This is a genomic window from Actinoplanes oblitus, from assembly GCF_030252345.1.
Taxonomy (GTDB): domain Bacteria; phylum Actinomycetota; class Actinomycetes; order Mycobacteriales; family Micromonosporaceae; genus Actinoplanes; species Actinoplanes oblitus.
The window spans coordinates 8,820,270-8,833,850 of the sequence record NZ_CP126980.1 but is presented as its reverse complement, the minus strand read 5'-3'; the positions used below and the strand labels follow the sequence as shown (position 1 = coordinate 8,833,850).

Genomic DNA, 13,581 nt, shown 5'->3' with positions numbered 1-13,581 from the left:
TGTCCGCCGGAAGGGGAATCTGTAGTGCGTGCCGGTACCGAGTTCGTGAAACACGAGCGCCGGGAGGCTACCCGGGTGCGGGAGCTCCTGGACTCTCCGGATTGGCCGGCCACCGAGCCGGCGCCGGCCACCGCCGCGGTGAGCGTGAGCACACCGGTTTTCGAGAGCGTGACTGGGGCACTACCCGTATCCTCGGCGGGGCGGTCGAGGGGAGAGTCCAGGGTGGCCCAGAAAGAGCGGACCGACGAGCGCCGCGCACGTTTCGAGCGTGACGCGCTGCCGTTCGTGGATCAGTTGTATGCCGCCGGACTGCGGATGACCCGTAACCCGGCCGACGCCGAGGATCTGGTGCAGGAGACGTTCCTGAAGGCGTTCTCCGCGTTCCACCAGTTCGAGGAGGGCACCAACCTCAAGGCGTGGCTCTACCGGATCCTGACGAACACCTACATCAACTCGTACCGGCGCAAGCAGCGGCAGCCGGTGCAGGCGCCGACCGAGGAGATCACCGACTGGCAGCTGGCCTCCAGCGAGTCGCACACCTCCCAGGGTCTGCGCTCGGCCGAGACCGAGGCGCTGGACCGGCTCCCGGACAGCGACATCAAGGCAGCGCTGCAGTCCCTGCCGGAGGACTTCCGGCTCGCCGTCTACCTCGCCGATGTCGAGGGTTTCTCGTACAAGGAGATCGCCGACATCATGGGCACGCCGATCGGCACCGTCATGTCCCGGCTGCACCGCGGCCGGCGTAACCTGCGCAAGCTCCTCGAGGAGTACGCCGTCGACCGGGGCATCACCCGGACCGCGTCCGAGCCGCAGGAGGCGTGACCCGATGTCGACGTCCGAGAACGAGTCACACCACACCGACTGCTCCGCGGTGCTCGACGAGGTCTACCTCTACCTCGACCTGGAGTGCAGTGAGGACCGCCGGCGGCTGATCCAGAAACACCTGGACGAGTGCGCCGGGTGCCTGCGCGAGTTCGGCATCGAGCACGACGTGAAAGCTCTGGTCAGCCGCTGCTGCGGCGACGAGCGGGCGCCGTCCGAGCTGCGCGAGCGGCTCCGGCACAAGCTCGACCAGCTGGAGGTCCAGACCGAAACCCGCGAATACCTCCCCTGACGCCCGGAAAGCCAAAGACCCGGCAGCGCGAGCTGCCGGGTCTTTCGCTGTCTCGAACCGCACCACAGCGCACTTCGCCCGCTGGTGTCGAGGGTGCCGAAAACGGCCACGGCTTCGCCTAGCCGTTTTCGGTGCCCTCGACACCAGCTCAACGGGGCGAAGTGCCCGCCGAGCGGAGCGAGGCCATGTTTAAGAGTTGGGGCGCTTGCCGTGGTTCGCGCCGCTCTTCTTCCGGGCCTTCTTCTTGCGAGCCTTCTTGGCCATAAGGGGCCTCCTTCCTCACGCGTTGCTCAGTCGCCGATGGTAGTCGGCCCTTCTCGCGGGCCTGGACCTACCCGCGCGGGATCCGTGATTTGATGACGTTCCCAAAAGGGTGACGAAGGAGGGCGATCAGGAATGTCCGATGAGATCCGGGCCGAGATGGTGGCCAACGTGTGGAAGGTCGTGGCCGGCGTGGGTGACACCGTCGCCGAGGGCGACACGCTGGTGATCCTGGAGTCCATGAAGATGGAGATCCCGGTGCTGGCCGAGTCCGACGGCACTGTCGGTCAGCTGGCCGTGAACGAGGGCGACGTGGTCCAGGAAGGCGACCTGATCGCCGTCATCAACTGAGCGGCTCTCCTCGAGCGCTTGTCGTTCGCGCCGCCAGCCCGGCGGCACGACCGGCGGCGCCGGCGCGGCACGCGTTTGTCACTTGCGCAGCCAGCGCAGCAGGTATGACCGGCGGCGCTGGCGCGGCACGACCGGCACCCGGATCGTCGCCGCGGCCAGCTCCCGGGTGGCCCGGTCCAGCTCGGGCGTGATCAGGGCCAGTTCGGCCACCGCCCGGGCGAACGGCCCGCCGGCCACCTCGGCGAACCGCCCGGCCACCACCGCTGCCACGTCCGGGCGCGCCTCCGGATCCACCCAGGCGTACGTGATCAGCGCGAACAGTGCCGCCTGGGCGACCCGGTCGACGTCGCCGTCGAGCAGCCCCAGCAGCAGCCGTCGCCGGCCGGAGTCCAGCCACGGCTCCTCGGTCCCGTGGTGCAGCAGGCCCAGGCAGGCCCAGACCTCCGCGGCGCCCGGCTGCTCGGCGCCGGTCACCGCCGGATGCCCGAGCAGGGCGAGCAGCTCCCACGGCTCGACCAGCACCAGGCCGAGAGCCCTGTCGTAGGCGGCCGGCGGGTGCGGCCAGCCGCCCGAGGCGACCCGCAGCAGCCGGTCCCGCGCGTCCGCCGACGGCTCGGCGTTGACCGGGACCCCGCCCGGCCCCAGCCGGGCCAGCCCGGCCGGGGTGCCGCTCAGCCACGGCGTGTGGCGGCAGCAGTCGGCCAGGTCGGTGTGCTCGTGGGTGTCGTCCGGGTGGTCGCGGATGTAGTCGGCGAGCGTGACGAGGTGCCGCACCTCGCCGTCGGCGCGGTAGCGCAGCCGCTGGGCGGTGTGCACCACGCAGTCGAACATCGGGTCGCGCTCCATGGCGCGGTCGGTCCAGTCCAGTGCCTCGTCGAGCCGGCCCAGGTCGGCCAGGGTGGCCGCGACGTCGGCGTAGACCGAGAGGTCGTCCGGGTCGTAGGTGACCGCGCGGCGGAGGGCGGCGAGGGCCTCCGGGATGCGGCCGGCGCTGCGGTACGCGTACCCCAGCCAGATCTCGCCGAGCTTGGACGGACGGGACCGGGTGCCCCGGCTGGCCCAGTCGACGGCCAGTCGCGCCTCGCCGAGCCGCCGGGCCAGGGCCGAGCCGGCACCGAGCAGCATGGCGTGCTCGCCGTGCGCGGCCACGGTGTGCCGGACCACGGTGAGGTAGGGGCGCAGCGGGGCGGCGGCGGTCCGCGGTGCCGGGTCGCCCACCGCGGTGCACAGTCGCATCACGGTGCGGGCCAGCGCGTCCGGGTCGATCCGGTCACCGAGCACCGGGTCGCTGACCCAGGGGACGCCGGCCCAGTCCACCCCCGGGGTGTGCCCGCTGGCCGCGGCGAGCAGCGGCAACCCATCCTCCGGGCGCCCGGCCGCGGCGAGCAGGTGGGCGTGCGCCGCCACCCGGCCGGCCGGCGCGTGCGGCTCCAGCGGGAACAGGTCGAGGGCGTCGTCCGCGCCGGCCGCCAAACGGCTGAGCAACTCGTGGATCTCGGGCAGGGTGGGTGCGTGTGGCAGCGCCCCGGCCAGGTGCCGGGCGGCCTGGCTCATCTCCCCGCGGTCGAGGGCGGCGCGGGCGAGGGTGAGGTCGTGGGAGACCTGGGGTTGGGCATCCACGAGTGAAGACAGTACGGGCACCGGGACGATCTGTCAGTCCTGGAAGCTTGCGCAGTAGTGCGCGAAAGATTGACGTACTAAGCTTTTTCTTGCAAGACTGCGCATCGATTGCGCGAGAACTGCTCATCTGGGGAGGATGACGTGACACAGCGAGGCCATGGGATGGCAGCGGACATCGCGGAGCAACCGGCCGGTTTCGCCCGGCTGCTGGAGGGCTCGCACGCCGCGGCGATCGCCGCGGTGGCGGCCGAGATCGCGGCCCGCCGTCCGCGCAACGTGCTGTTCGTCGGCCGCGGCACCTCCGACCACGCCGCGCTGTACGGCGCGTACCTGGCCGAGATCCGCCTGGGCCTGCCGGTCGCCAGTGCCTCGCCGAGCGCCATCACGCTGTACGGCGCGCGCCCCGACTTCACCGGCACCCTGGTCGTCGGGGTCAGTCAGAGCGGCGGCTCGCCCGACCTGACCGGCGTGCTCTCCGCCGCCCGGGAGACCGGCGCGCTCACCCTCGCGGTGACCAACAACCCGGATTCGCCGCTGGCCCGGGCCGCTGAGCTGTCGGTGGACGTGGCGGCCGGGCACGAGCGGGCGGTCGCCGCCACCAAGACGTACACCGCCGAGCTGCTCGCGCTGCTGCTGCTGGTCGAGGGGATCCGGGCCGGCGACGGGCGGCTGCCCGCGGACGAGCGGGCCGCGCTGGCCGCGCTGCCGGAGCTGGCCGAGGCCACCCTGGCCGACCGGACCGCCGACGAGATCGCGCAGCGCTACCGGTTCGCCCCGCACATGGTCACCACCGGCCGCGGCTACGCCTACCCGACCGCCCGGGAGGCCGCGCTCAAGCTGATGGAGACGTCGTACGTGCCGACGCTGGCGTTCTCCGGCGCGGACCTGCTGCACGGCCCGCTCGCCATGACCGACACCGACGTGCCGGTGCTGGCCGTGGTCGGCGACGGGCCCGGCGGCAGGTCGATGCTCGACGTGCTGGCCCGGCTGCGGGAGCGCAAGGCCGACGTGCTGACCATCGGCCCGGCCGGCCGGCTGGCGGTGCCGTCGGTGGACGAGCGGTACAGCCCGCTGCTGGACATCCTGCCGCTGCAGAAGCTGGCCCTCGCGCTGGCTCTGGCCAAGGGCGAGGACCCGGACGCGCCGCGCGGCCTGAAGAAGGTGACCAGCACCCTCTAGCCGAAACATCGGCATGGCAGGCTTGGACCGTGTCCACCCTGCGCGATCTCGTCGAGGAACACACCGGTCTGGGTTCCGCCGACATCGACCACCTGCACCGGCTCGCCGGTGACTGGCAGCTGCTCTCCGACCTCTCCTTCGCCGATCTGCTCCTCTGGGTGCCGATCAAGGGAGAGGCCCGGAAGCCGCGTGACTTCCTCTGCGTCGCCCAGGTGCGCCCGAGCACCGCGCCGACGGCGTACCAGGAGGACCAGGTCGGCAAGATCTTCGGCGGTCCCGAGGTGGCGCACCTGGACGTGGCCTTCACCCAGGAGCGGATCTGGCGCGAGGGCGATCCGGTCTGGTACGGCGACACCCCGGCCCGTCACGAGGCCATCCCGGTGCGCCGCCGCGACGAGAACGATCACGAGGAGGGCTACAGCGAGGTGATCGCGGTGATCGGCCGCGACACCAACCTGAGCACCGCCCGCACCCCCAGCCAGCTCGAGCTGAACTATCTGACCACCGCCGACGACCTGGCCCAGATGGTGGCCGACGGCACGTTCCCGCCGGCCCGGCAGCCCGGCGAGATGACCACCTCGGCGCCCCGGGTCGGCGACGGCCTGATCCGGCTGGACGCCTCCGGCAAGGTCACCTACGCCAGCCCGAACGCGCAGTCGGCCTACCGCCGGCTCGGCTTCAACGCGCACCTGGTCGGTGAGGAGCTGGCCCACCTCTCCACCCGGCTGGCCGCCGACCCGCTCGAGGGCAACGACGTCGCCGAGCGGATCCGGGCCTCGCTGCGCGGCGAGTTCCCGCCCCGGATGGAGTTCGAGGCACGCGGCGCCACAGTGCTCACCCGCTCGCTGCCGCTGCTCCCGGCCGGCGTGCCGATCGGCGCGCTGGTGCTGGTCCGGGACGTCACCGAGGTGCGCCGCCGGGACCGCGCGCTGATGACCAAGGACGCCACCATCCGGGAGATCCACCACCGGGTGAAGAACAACCTGCAGACCGTTGCCGCGCTGCTGCGGCTGCAGGCCCGGCGGGTGGACGCCCCGGAGGCCCGGATGGCCCTGGAGGAGTCGGTCCGCCGGGTCGCCTCGATCGCCCTGGTCCACGAGACCCTCTCGATGTCCAGCGACGAGGCGGTCGAGTTCGACGGGATCGTCGACCGGGTGGCCACCGCCGCCACCGAGGTCGCCTCGACCAGCTTCCCGGTGCACATGCGCCGCGAGGGCACCTTCGGGATCCTGCCGGCCGAGATCGCCACCTCGCTGGTCATGGTCCTCAACGAGCTGCTGATCAACGCGGTGGAGCACGGTTTCCCGGCCGGCGAGGACGACGCCGAGGAGCAGCAGCCCGCGCCCGGTCAGCCGGCCGCCGAGGTGGTCGTCTCGGCGCACCGGTTCCGCAAGCAGCTGCACGTCACGGTGGCCGACAACGGTCAGGGCCTGCCGGACGGCTTCCGGCCGGACGCCGGTGGCCGGCTGGGCCTGCAGATCGTCCGCGCGCTGGCCACCGGCGAGCTGCGCGGCAGCATCGAGCTGCGCAACCGGGCGGGCGGCGGCACGGAAGCAGTGCTGGTGGTCCCGCTCGGCAAGCGCTGACCCGGTTTTCCGGTGACCACCCACGGGCCGTGCAGGGTGCGGGGATCGCTCTGGACGCGCAGCGGCCAGATCGCCGCACCCGGCCCGCGCGGGAGCATGCGATCCGCACCCGAGCGGACGCGCGTGAATGAAGACTTTGCTCGTTGATCTTCATGTGTCGATGTCCGGCAGTCTCCGACCTGCGATGTAACGACTTCGTAACGGCAGTAGGAGAACCCGTCAAGTGCCGTGAACCACACTCCCGGATTCTGGACCTCACTGGCCCACATTCGGTTCGCGTGAGAGGCTTACCGGCATGACCGCTGCAATCGACCGCCGCTTCGTGGCCCGCCGCCACGTCGACTACGGGCGTGTCTTCAGCGCGATGTGTCCGGCTTCCTGACGCCGCCCCCCTTTATTTCGGGCGCGGACGACAAGCCGGCCCTCTCCCGACGCTGATGTCGCGGAGCCTCCACACGGCCGCGATTGTCCTCCGGTGCCCACGAAACCCGGAGGACCGCCGCCATGGCGCCCAGCAACACTCCCGCAACGCCGACCGCCCGCCCCCGCAAGGCGCGCGGCGAGGGTCAGTGGGCGCTCGGACACCGCGAGCCGCTCAACCCCAATGAGCGCAACAAGAAGGACGACAACCCGCTCAACGTCCGGGCGCGCATCGAGAACATCTACGCCCACCGCGGCTTCGCCTCGATCGACCCGTCCGACCTGCGCGGCCGGTTCCGCTGGTGGGGGCTCTACACCCAGCGCAAGGCCGGGATCGACGGCGGCCGCACCGCGGTGCTGGAGCCGGAGGAGCTCGAGGACGAGTACTTCATGCTCCGCGTCCGGATCGACGGCGGCGCGCTGAACCTGGCCCAGCTGCGCACCATCGCCGGCATCTCCACCGAGTTCGCCCGGGACAGCGCCGACATCACCGACCGGCAGAACATCCAGATGCACTGGATCCGGGTGGAGGACGTGCCGGAGATCTGGCGCCGGCTGGAGGCGGTCGGGCTGCAGACCACCGAGGCCTGCGGCGACTGTCCCCGCGTCGTGCTGGGCAGCCCGGTCGCCGGCATCTCGGTCGACGAGGTGATCGACGCGACCCCGGCGATCGACGAGATCCTGGCGCGCTACATCGGCGACCCGCAGTACTCGAACCTGCCCCGCAAGTTCAAGACGCAGATCTCCTGGCTGGCCGACGGCCCCTACCTGGCGAACGACGTCTCGTTCGTCGGCGTCGAGCACCCCGAGCACGGTCCCGGCTTCGACCTCTGGGTCGGCGGCGGCCTGTCCACCAACCCGCGGCTGGCCGAGCGGCTCGGCGTCTGGGTGCCGCTCGCCGAGGTCCCGGACGTCTGGGCGGGTGTCGTCGGGGTCTTCCGCGACTACGGCTACCGCCGGCTGCGGCACCGGGCCCGCCTCAAGTTCCTGCTCGCCGACTGGGGCGTGGAGAAGTTCCGGGAGGTCCTGGAGAAGGAGTACCTGGGCCGCACCATGCTCGACGGGCCGGCGCCGGACCTGCCGGAGAAGCCGATCGACCACATCGGCGTGCACAAGCAGCGTGACGGGCGGAACTACGTGGGCGCCGCCCCGGTGGTCGGCCGCTCGTCCGGCACCCAGCTGAGCCGGCTGGCCGACCTGGCCGAGCAGCACGGGTCGGATCGGGTGCGGCTCACGGCGTACCAGAAGCTCCTGGTCCTCGATGTCGCTGACGACCGGGTGGAGTCGCTGATCGGCGGGCTCCGGGAGATCGGGCTGGAGGCGCGGCCGTCGTCCTGGCGGCGCGGCACGATGGCCTGCACCGGCATCGAGTTCTGCAAGCTGGCCATCGTCGAGACCAAGGCGCGTGGCGAGGAGCTGGTGGCCCGGCTCGAGGAGCGGCTGGGCGACTTCGACGCGGACATCTCGGTGCACCTCAACGGCTGCCCGAACGCGTGCGCCCGCACCCAGGTCGCCGACATCGGCCTCAAGGGCCAGCTGATGCTGAACGCGCGCGGCGAGCAGGTCGAGGGCTTCCAGATCCACCTCGGTGGCGCCCTCGGCATGGCCAAGGGCGAGACCGCCGGGTTCGGCCGCAAGCTGCGCGGCCTCAAGGCCACCGCCGAGGAGCTTCCCGAGTACGTCGAGCGGGTGGCTCGCAACTACCTGGACGGGCGCACCTCCGGTGAGACGTTCGCCAACTGGGTGATGCGGGCCGAAGAGGAGCTCCTGAAATGAGCGACGCCAGATCCGCCCCGCTCTACTGCCCCTATTGCGGTGACGAGGACCTCCGCCCCAACGAGTCCTCGCACGGCGCCTGGGAGTGCCACTCCTGCGCCCGGGTCTTCTCCGTCAAGTTCCTCGGGCTGTTGCCTTCGTCAGTTGGTTCGAACACCGGACACATCGCGGAAAAGGGAGCCACGCAATGAGCATCCTGAACGCCTCCGGCCTGGGCCTGATCAACCTGGGCGGCGCTCCCGCCGCCCCCGCTGACCCCGCCCGTCGTCGTCCCGAGGAGCTGCGGGAGCTGGCCCTTCAGGCCGCCCGCGACCTCGAGGGCCGGCCCGCCGAGGAGATCGCCAAGTGGGCGACCGACACCTTCGGCGCGCGGTTCTGTGTCACCAGCTCGATGGCCGACGCGGTGGTCGCGCACCTGTTCTCCCGGGTCGCGCCCGGGGTGGACGTGGTCTTCCTGGACACCGGCCTGCACTTCCCGGAGACCCTCAAGGTCCGGGACACGGTGGCCCGCACGATGAACGTGAACGTCCGCTCGATCCGCCCGCGGATGACCGTCGGCCAGCAGGACGGGGAGTACGGCCCCCGGCTGTTCGCCCGTAACCCGGACGAGTGCTGCTTCATGCGCAAGGTGGAGCCGCTCGAGCGGGCCCTGTCCGACTACGACTCCTGGGCCACCGGCCTGCGCCGTGACGAGTCGCCGACCCGCGCCAACACGCCCGTCGTCGCGTTCGACGCGAAGAAGGGCAAGGTCAAGGTCAACCCGATCGCGGCCTGGACCCAGGCGGACGTGGACCGTTACATCAGCCGGTGGAACGTCCCGGTCAACGAGCTGTTCAAGAAGGGCTACGGGTCGATCGGCTGCTGGCCGTGCACCCGGCGTACCAAGGCCGGCGAGGACCCGCGCGCGGGCCGCTGGGCGATGTTCGAGAAAACAGAATGCGGTCTGCACGTCTGAGCGCGCCGCCGCGGCCGGCCGTGGTGCTCGTCGCCCACGGCAGCCGCGACCCGCGGGCCGCCGCGTCCACCGAGGCGCTGGCCCGGGCGGTGCGCCGGGCCCGGCCGGGCGGGGTGGTCCGGGCCGCGTATCTGGATCATGCCGGGCCGCGGCCGCTGGACGTGCTGGGGTCGCTGGGCGGGGGGCGGGCGGTGCTGGTGCCGCTGCTGCTCACCGAGGCCTACCACGGGCGGGTCGATCTTCCCGCGGTGGTGGCGTCGGCGGCTGACCTGCCGGTCGAGGTGACGATGGCGGGGGTGCTCGGGCCGCGGCGGGTGGCCGTGCCGGCCGCCGGAGTGTCGTTGGCCCTGCCGTCTGCCGGGATTCCCGGGGCGCTGCCGCCGGCTGGCGTGCGGGGGGCTCGGATGCCGCGGCTGCTGTTGGAGGCTTTGACGCGCCGGCTCCCGGTGGACGACTACGACGCGGTGGTGCTGGCCGCGGCCGGCACCCGGGACGCGGTGGCGCGGGAGACCGTGGGACACGCGGCGGAGGCGCTGGGGCAGCGGCTGCGGGTTCCTTCGGCGGTGTCCTACGCCTCGGGGGTGGGTCCGCGTGCCGGGGAGGCCGTGCGGGCGTTGCGGGCCGCCGGCGCTCGGCGGGTCGTGGTCGCTGGATATTTCCTGGCGCCAGGTCTTCTCTACGACCAGGCGGCGGAGTCGGCTCGGGACGCCGGTGCGGCCGGGGTGGCGGAGCCGCTCGGGGATGCCCCGGAGCTGGTCGGGCTGATCGCGGAGCGGGTGGCTGCGGCTGAGGGCCGGAGGCTTGCCGCGGCTTGATGTTCGCTGCGGCCGTGTTGCTCGCTGTGGCTGCTGCTCGCCGCGGCCGCGCGGTTCGCTGTGGCCTGCTGCTCGCTGATTTCCGGTACGCCGTCCGCTGCCGGTCTGCGGGTTGGCGTCGTTCACCCGTGGCTGCCCGCTCGTTCCGCCGACGATGGCGTCCACTGGAGTAGCTGCCCGCTCACTCAGCCGATAGTGGCGTCCGCCCGGTGGCACCCCGCTCGTTCATCCGACGGTGGCATCCGGCAGCAGCCGCCCACCGCATGATGTCGCCCGTCCGGTGGGCGGTGGATGTCGCGCCCACTCACCGCCGCCGCCCGATCAGTGGATCGTGCGCGTCTCCGCGGCTGGTGTCGGTGGGCTCGACCCGGCGAGTGGGACAAATCCTGCCGACTCCTCTCGTGCGCGCGCCAACCGAGCGTCCACTGACTACTGATCGTGACGATCACTCTGCGCTAGGCGATGATGAGGATGATTCCGCGGGTCGCCGAGGAGCGTCCACAGCGGAGGGTGCCGGAGTCGCGACGGAAACCGATCGAGGGCCATTTCGAGATCATTTCGGGGTACGGGTAAACCCACCGTGATCGAATTAACGCACTGTGGAATGGGAGCGGTGGGTAAGCGTCCCGAAACAGCAAGACGCCCCGGAGCCGGTGGGCCCGGGGCGCAAATGCTGTGTGGGGGATTGAATCAGGCGGTAGGCGCGGACACCCGAAGGCCGCCGCGACGCTTGACCGCGCGGCGCTCGTCCTCGCTCATCCCGCCCCATACGCCGGCGTCCTGGCCGGACTCGAGCGCCCAAGAAAGGCACGACTCGGTCACTGGGCACCGCCGGCACACGGCCTTGGCCTGCTCGACCTGCAGGAGCGCGGGGCCGGACGTCCCGATCGGGAAGAACAGCTCCGGGTCCTCGTCGCGGCAGATCGCATCGTGACGCCAGTCCATGGCGGCAAACTCCTTGTTTCGGATGGGGTAATGAAAACAGTGCTGTTTACCTATATGCATGCGCCCGCAGTGCCGACGGGTTGTACCCGTACACTCACCGGAGCGTCAGCAAGCCTTTGTGTTTGGTAGCTGTTCTGCGCTTCTGGATTAGGAACGCGCACAAGCCGCTACCGGTTACTTCTTATCGCTTGTGAATGCTTTCACGAACTCTCGCGATGTCAAGGGTAGCGCTGGAAGTTTCTTCCAGCGGGTGAGGTGGCTCACGCACCCTTATGTCCGGTTCCGCCGCTGCTGCCAGAGCCGGTTGACGAACGCTCCCATCAATGTAGTACGGTCCCGGCCACTTCGCCGACCTTTTGCCCGTGTTTCTGTAACGGATCGTGAGCACGTACGGAAACGACGTACCCCGCCGTCAGCAGATCACACGCAGCGCTGAGGGGACGGACACGAAGTGCACCTTCTGCCGCTCACCGAGATAGTCACCGTCCAGCTGGAATGCCTGGGGTCGGGACGAGATCACGGTGAAATCCGCGACGTCATGCAGCCGTAAGACCTGTTTACCGTGCGGTTCGCCGGAGCGCCACGCGAGTTGTGTCACGGTCCTCGCTGTGCTGGAAATCCTCAGGTGGCGCAGGGCGAGGACATCCAGCCCGAGATCGAACGAAGCGTCCGGATTGGGGTCCACCGGACGGTCACCCGCGTACGTCCAAGGGGCGGTGTTCTGCACGATGACCGTGCCGAGCCCGGTGTCGGTCGTCTCACCCGGCCGTTCCAGGGCCATCGGCGGATCCGCGCGGTCGATGCCGGTGAAGAACTGGCCGACCGTCGCCCGCATGTAGAGACCCGGGGTCGACGTCCGGCCGCGCAGCCGGGCCTGCTCCACCCGGCGGACCACCGCGGCGTCCAGGCCGAGGCCGGCCGCGAAGGTGAAGTACCTGTCGTCGGCGCGTCCGAGACCGATCACCCGGTGCCGGCCGTCGCGCAGCCCGTCCAGGATCACGCCGGTCCCGTCGGTCCCGTCGCGGGGGAGGCCGAGCGCGCGGGCGAAGACGTTCGTCGAGCCGCCCGGCACCACGGCCAGCGCGGGCAGCCGGTGGGCCGCCGGGCCGGGCAGCCCGGCCAGCGCGGCGCGGGCGGTCATCAGTCCGTTGACCGCCTCGTTGACGGTGCCGTCGCCGCCCAGGGTGACCACCACCTCGACGCCGCTCTCGGCGGCCGCCCGGGCCAGCGTGGTGGCGTGCCCGCGCCGCTCGGTGTGGCGGACGGTCAGCTCGGTGGCGCTCTCCAGCGCCCGGACCAGAACGTCGCGGCTGCGCTCAGTGGTCGCCGTCGCCCGGGGGTTGACCACCAGCAAGGCACGCATGGGCGGCACCTTACCCGCCGGAACCGGTTCTGGCTGTCGGTATGGTGCAGCCGTGACCGGTGAGAATCCCGTGACTACCGCGGCCCCGTCCCTCGACTGGGGGGTCCGGCTGCTTTACCTGCAGAGCGTGGGGCTGGCCGCCCTCACCGTGTACCTGGTCGTCCTCGATCTGACCAGCGCCGGCGCCGACATCGGCGTGGCGGCCTCGCTCACCGTCCTGGCCGCGCTCGCCGCCGTGGTGGTCTTCCTCGTCGCGCGCTCGCTCGGCCGGCGCAAGGTCCGGGCCCGCGGCCCGGCCGTGGTGGTGCAGCTCTTCGCGCTGGCCACCGGCGGGTTCCTGGTCCAGGTCGGGCCGCTCTGGCTGGGCGTGGCGCTGCTCGTGCTGGCCGCCGTCACCGCGCTGCTGGTGCTGCTCCCGGCAAGCGGCCGAGCGTTGGGTCTCGATTAGCGGGTTCCGTCCAGCCGATCAGGGCCTAACCTGGACGGGTGACCGGCTCAACGGTGCGCCCGCCCGCCTATCAGCAACTCGCGGACGATTTGCGGGCGGATATCACTTCGGGACGACTGCAGCCGGGTGAGCGGCTGCCACCCGAGCCCGAGTTGTGCGTGAAGATCGGTGTCAGCCGCAGCACGGTGCGGGAGGCGTTACGCCTGCTCGCGAGCCAGCATCTGATCGTCACGACCCGCGGGGTGACCGGCGGCAGCTTCGTGGCGCACCCGGATGCCGGGCAGCTGGCCGAGGGGCTCTCCACCGGGTTCGCGCTGCTCGCGCACTCGGCCGGGGTGGGCCTGGCCGACCTGCTCGAGCTGCGCCGGGCGCTGGAGGTGCCGGCCGCCGGGCTGGCCGCGGTCCGGCGTACCGAGGCGCATCTGGTCGAGCTGCGCGGCACGCTCTTCGATCCGGCGCTCGACGACTTCGACACCATGCTGACCGCGCACGCGGCGTTCCACCGGGTGCTCGCCAAGGCCACCGGCAATCCGCTGTTCGAGCTGGTGGGGCGGCCGCTGTACCAGGCGTCGTACGGCGAGGAGGTGGTCGCCGACCTGCCCGAGGGATATTGGGCGCGGATCGACGCGGACCACCGGGATCTGCTGGACCACCTGACGGCACGGGACGCCGAGGCGGCCACCCGGGCCGCTGCGGAGCACCTGGACTACATCGCGCTGACCGCGACCGTCGTCAGATGAGGGCCCGG

14 protein-coding genes are annotated in these 13,581 nt (G+C 71.4%); 10 read left to right on the top strand and 4 right to left on the bottom strand.

What is annotated here, in order from left to right; all coding sequences use genetic code 11:
- Positions 1–24: 24 nt before the first annotated feature.
- Positions 25–822 (top strand): sigma-70 family RNA polymerase sigma factor, encoded by a 798-nt coding sequence (locus Actob_RS39180; RefSeq protein WP_284917021.1) that lies wholly within the window; start codon positions 25–27, stop codon positions 820–822.
- A gap of 4 nt (positions 823–826) precedes the next feature.
- Positions 827–1,114, top strand: a complete 288-nt coding sequence (rsrA, locus tag Actob_RS39175) for a mycothiol system anti-sigma-R factor (RefSeq protein WP_284917020.1) — start codon at positions 827–829, stop codon at positions 1,112–1,114.
- A 189-nt stretch (positions 1,115–1,303) separates the two neighbouring features.
- Here the strand turns inward: rsrA and Actob_RS44170 are convergent, their stop codons facing one another.
- Entirely contained in the window at positions 1,304–1,378 is a 75-nt protein-coding gene (locus Actob_RS44170) for a 50S ribosomal protein bL37 (RefSeq protein WP_369700219.1), read from the bottom strand.
- A gap of 132 nt (positions 1,379–1,510) precedes the next feature.
- Between Actob_RS44170 and Actob_RS39170 the strand changes: the two genes are divergently transcribed.
- Entirely contained in the window at positions 1,511–1,726 is a 216-nt protein-coding gene (locus tag Actob_RS39170) for a biotin/lipoyl-binding carrier protein (protein ID WP_284917019.1), read from the top strand.
- Positions 1,727–1,804: 78 nt separating this feature from the next.
- On the opposite strand, the gene Actob_RS39165 is transcribed toward Actob_RS39170, so the two are convergent.
- Positions 1,805–3,346 (bottom strand): tetratricopeptide repeat protein, encoded by a 1,542-nt coding sequence (locus Actob_RS39165; protein ID WP_284917018.1) that lies wholly within the window; start codon positions 3,344–3,346, stop codon positions 1,805–1,807.
- A 162-nt stretch (positions 3,347–3,508) separates the two neighbouring features.
- Between Actob_RS39165 and Actob_RS39160 the strand changes: the two genes are divergently transcribed.
- The 5 genes from Actob_RS39160 to Actob_RS39140 all read left to right on the top strand — a co-directional run bounded on the left by Actob_RS39160 (position 3,509) and on the right by Actob_RS39140 (position 10,077).
- The gene (locus Actob_RS39160; RefSeq protein ID WP_284917017.1) at positions 3,509–4,525 is read left to right on the top strand and encodes an SIS domain-containing protein; all 1,017 of its coding nucleotides are present in this window, start codon (positions 3,509–3,511) and stop codon (positions 4,523–4,525) included.
- A 29-nt stretch (positions 4,526–4,554) separates the two neighbouring features.
- Positions 4,555–6,111, top strand: coding sequence for a sensor histidine kinase (locus tag Actob_RS39155; RefSeq protein ID WP_284917016.1), 1,557 nt, complete (start codon positions 4,555–4,557; stop codon positions 6,109–6,111).
- A 504-nt stretch (positions 6,112–6,615) separates the two neighbouring features.
- A complete protein-coding gene (locus Actob_RS39150; protein ID WP_284917015.1) occupies positions 6,616–8,307 on the top strand; it encodes a nitrite/sulfite reductase in 1,692 nt (563 codons plus the stop codon).
- 187 nt (positions 8,308–8,494) lie between these two features.
- Entirely contained in the window at positions 8,495–9,262 is a 768-nt protein-coding gene (locus Actob_RS39145) for a phosphoadenylyl-sulfate reductase (RefSeq protein ID WP_284917014.1), read from the top strand.
- A complete protein-coding gene (locus tag Actob_RS39140; protein WP_284917013.1) occupies positions 9,244–10,077 on the top strand; it encodes a sirohydrochlorin chelatase in 834 nt (277 codons plus the stop codon). Before Actob_RS39145 ends, Actob_RS39140 begins: the two co-directional genes overlap by 19 nt.
- Before the next feature lie 690 nt (positions 10,078–10,767).
- Here Actob_RS39140 and Actob_RS39135 read toward each other — a convergent pair.
- The gene (locus Actob_RS39135) at positions 10,768–11,022 is read right to left on the bottom strand and encodes a WhiB family transcriptional regulator (RefSeq protein ID WP_089291486.1); all 255 of its coding nucleotides are present in this window, start codon (positions 11,020–11,022) and stop codon (positions 10,768–10,770) included.
- 412 nt (positions 11,023–11,434) lie between these two features.
- Positions 11,435–12,385 carry a diacylglycerol/lipid kinase family protein gene (locus Actob_RS39130; RefSeq protein ID WP_284917012.1) on the bottom strand — a complete coding sequence of 317 codons (951 nt, stop codon included), beginning with the start codon at positions 12,383–12,385 and terminating at the stop codon, positions 11,435–11,437.
- Positions 12,386–12,455: 70 nt separating this feature from the next.
- On the opposite strand from Actob_RS39130, the gene Actob_RS39125 reads away from it, so the two are divergent.
- Positions 12,456–12,833, top strand: a complete 378-nt coding sequence (locus Actob_RS39125) for a hypothetical protein (protein WP_284917011.1) — start codon at positions 12,456–12,458, stop codon at positions 12,831–12,833.
- 38 nt (positions 12,834–12,871) lie between these two features.
- Positions 12,872–13,573: a FadR/GntR family transcriptional regulator gene (locus Actob_RS39120; protein ID WP_284917010.1), complete on the top strand. Its 702-nt coding sequence runs from the start codon at positions 12,872–12,874 to the stop codon at positions 13,571–13,573.
- Positions 13,574–13,581: the final 8 nt, after the last annotated feature.

Excerpts from the sequence above, each read along its gene's own strand:
- Actob_RS39135 (WP_089291486.1), bottom strand. The coding sequence starts at position 11,022 with ATGGACTGGCGTCACGATGCGATCTGCCGCGACGAGGACCCGGAGCTG.
- rsrA (WP_284917020.1), top strand. The coding sequence starts at position 827 with ATGTCGACGTCCGAGAACGAGTCACACCACACCGACTGCTCCGCGGTG.
- Actob_RS39130 (WP_284917012.1), bottom strand. The coding sequence starts at position 12,385 with ATGCGTGCCTTGCTGGTGGTCAACCCCCGGGCGACGGCGACCACTGAG.
- Actob_RS39150 (WP_284917015.1), top strand. The coding sequence starts at position 6,616 with ATGGCGCCCAGCAACACTCCCGCAACGCCGACCGCCCGCCCCCGCAAG.
- Actob_RS39170 (WP_284917019.1), top strand. The coding sequence starts at position 1,511 with ATGTCCGATGAGATCCGGGCCGAGATGGTGGCCAACGTGTGGAAGGTC.
- Actob_RS39160 (WP_284917017.1), top strand. The coding sequence starts at position 3,509 with ATGGCAGCGGACATCGCGGAGCAACCGGCCGGTTTCGCCCGGCTGCTG.
- Actob_RS39145 (WP_284917014.1), top strand. The coding sequence starts at position 8,495 with ATGAGCATCCTGAACGCCTCCGGCCTGGGCCTGATCAACCTGGGCGGC.
- Actob_RS39140 (WP_284917013.1), top strand. The coding sequence starts at position 9,244 with ATGCGGTCTGCACGTCTGAGCGCGCCGCCGCGGCCGGCCGTGGTGCTC.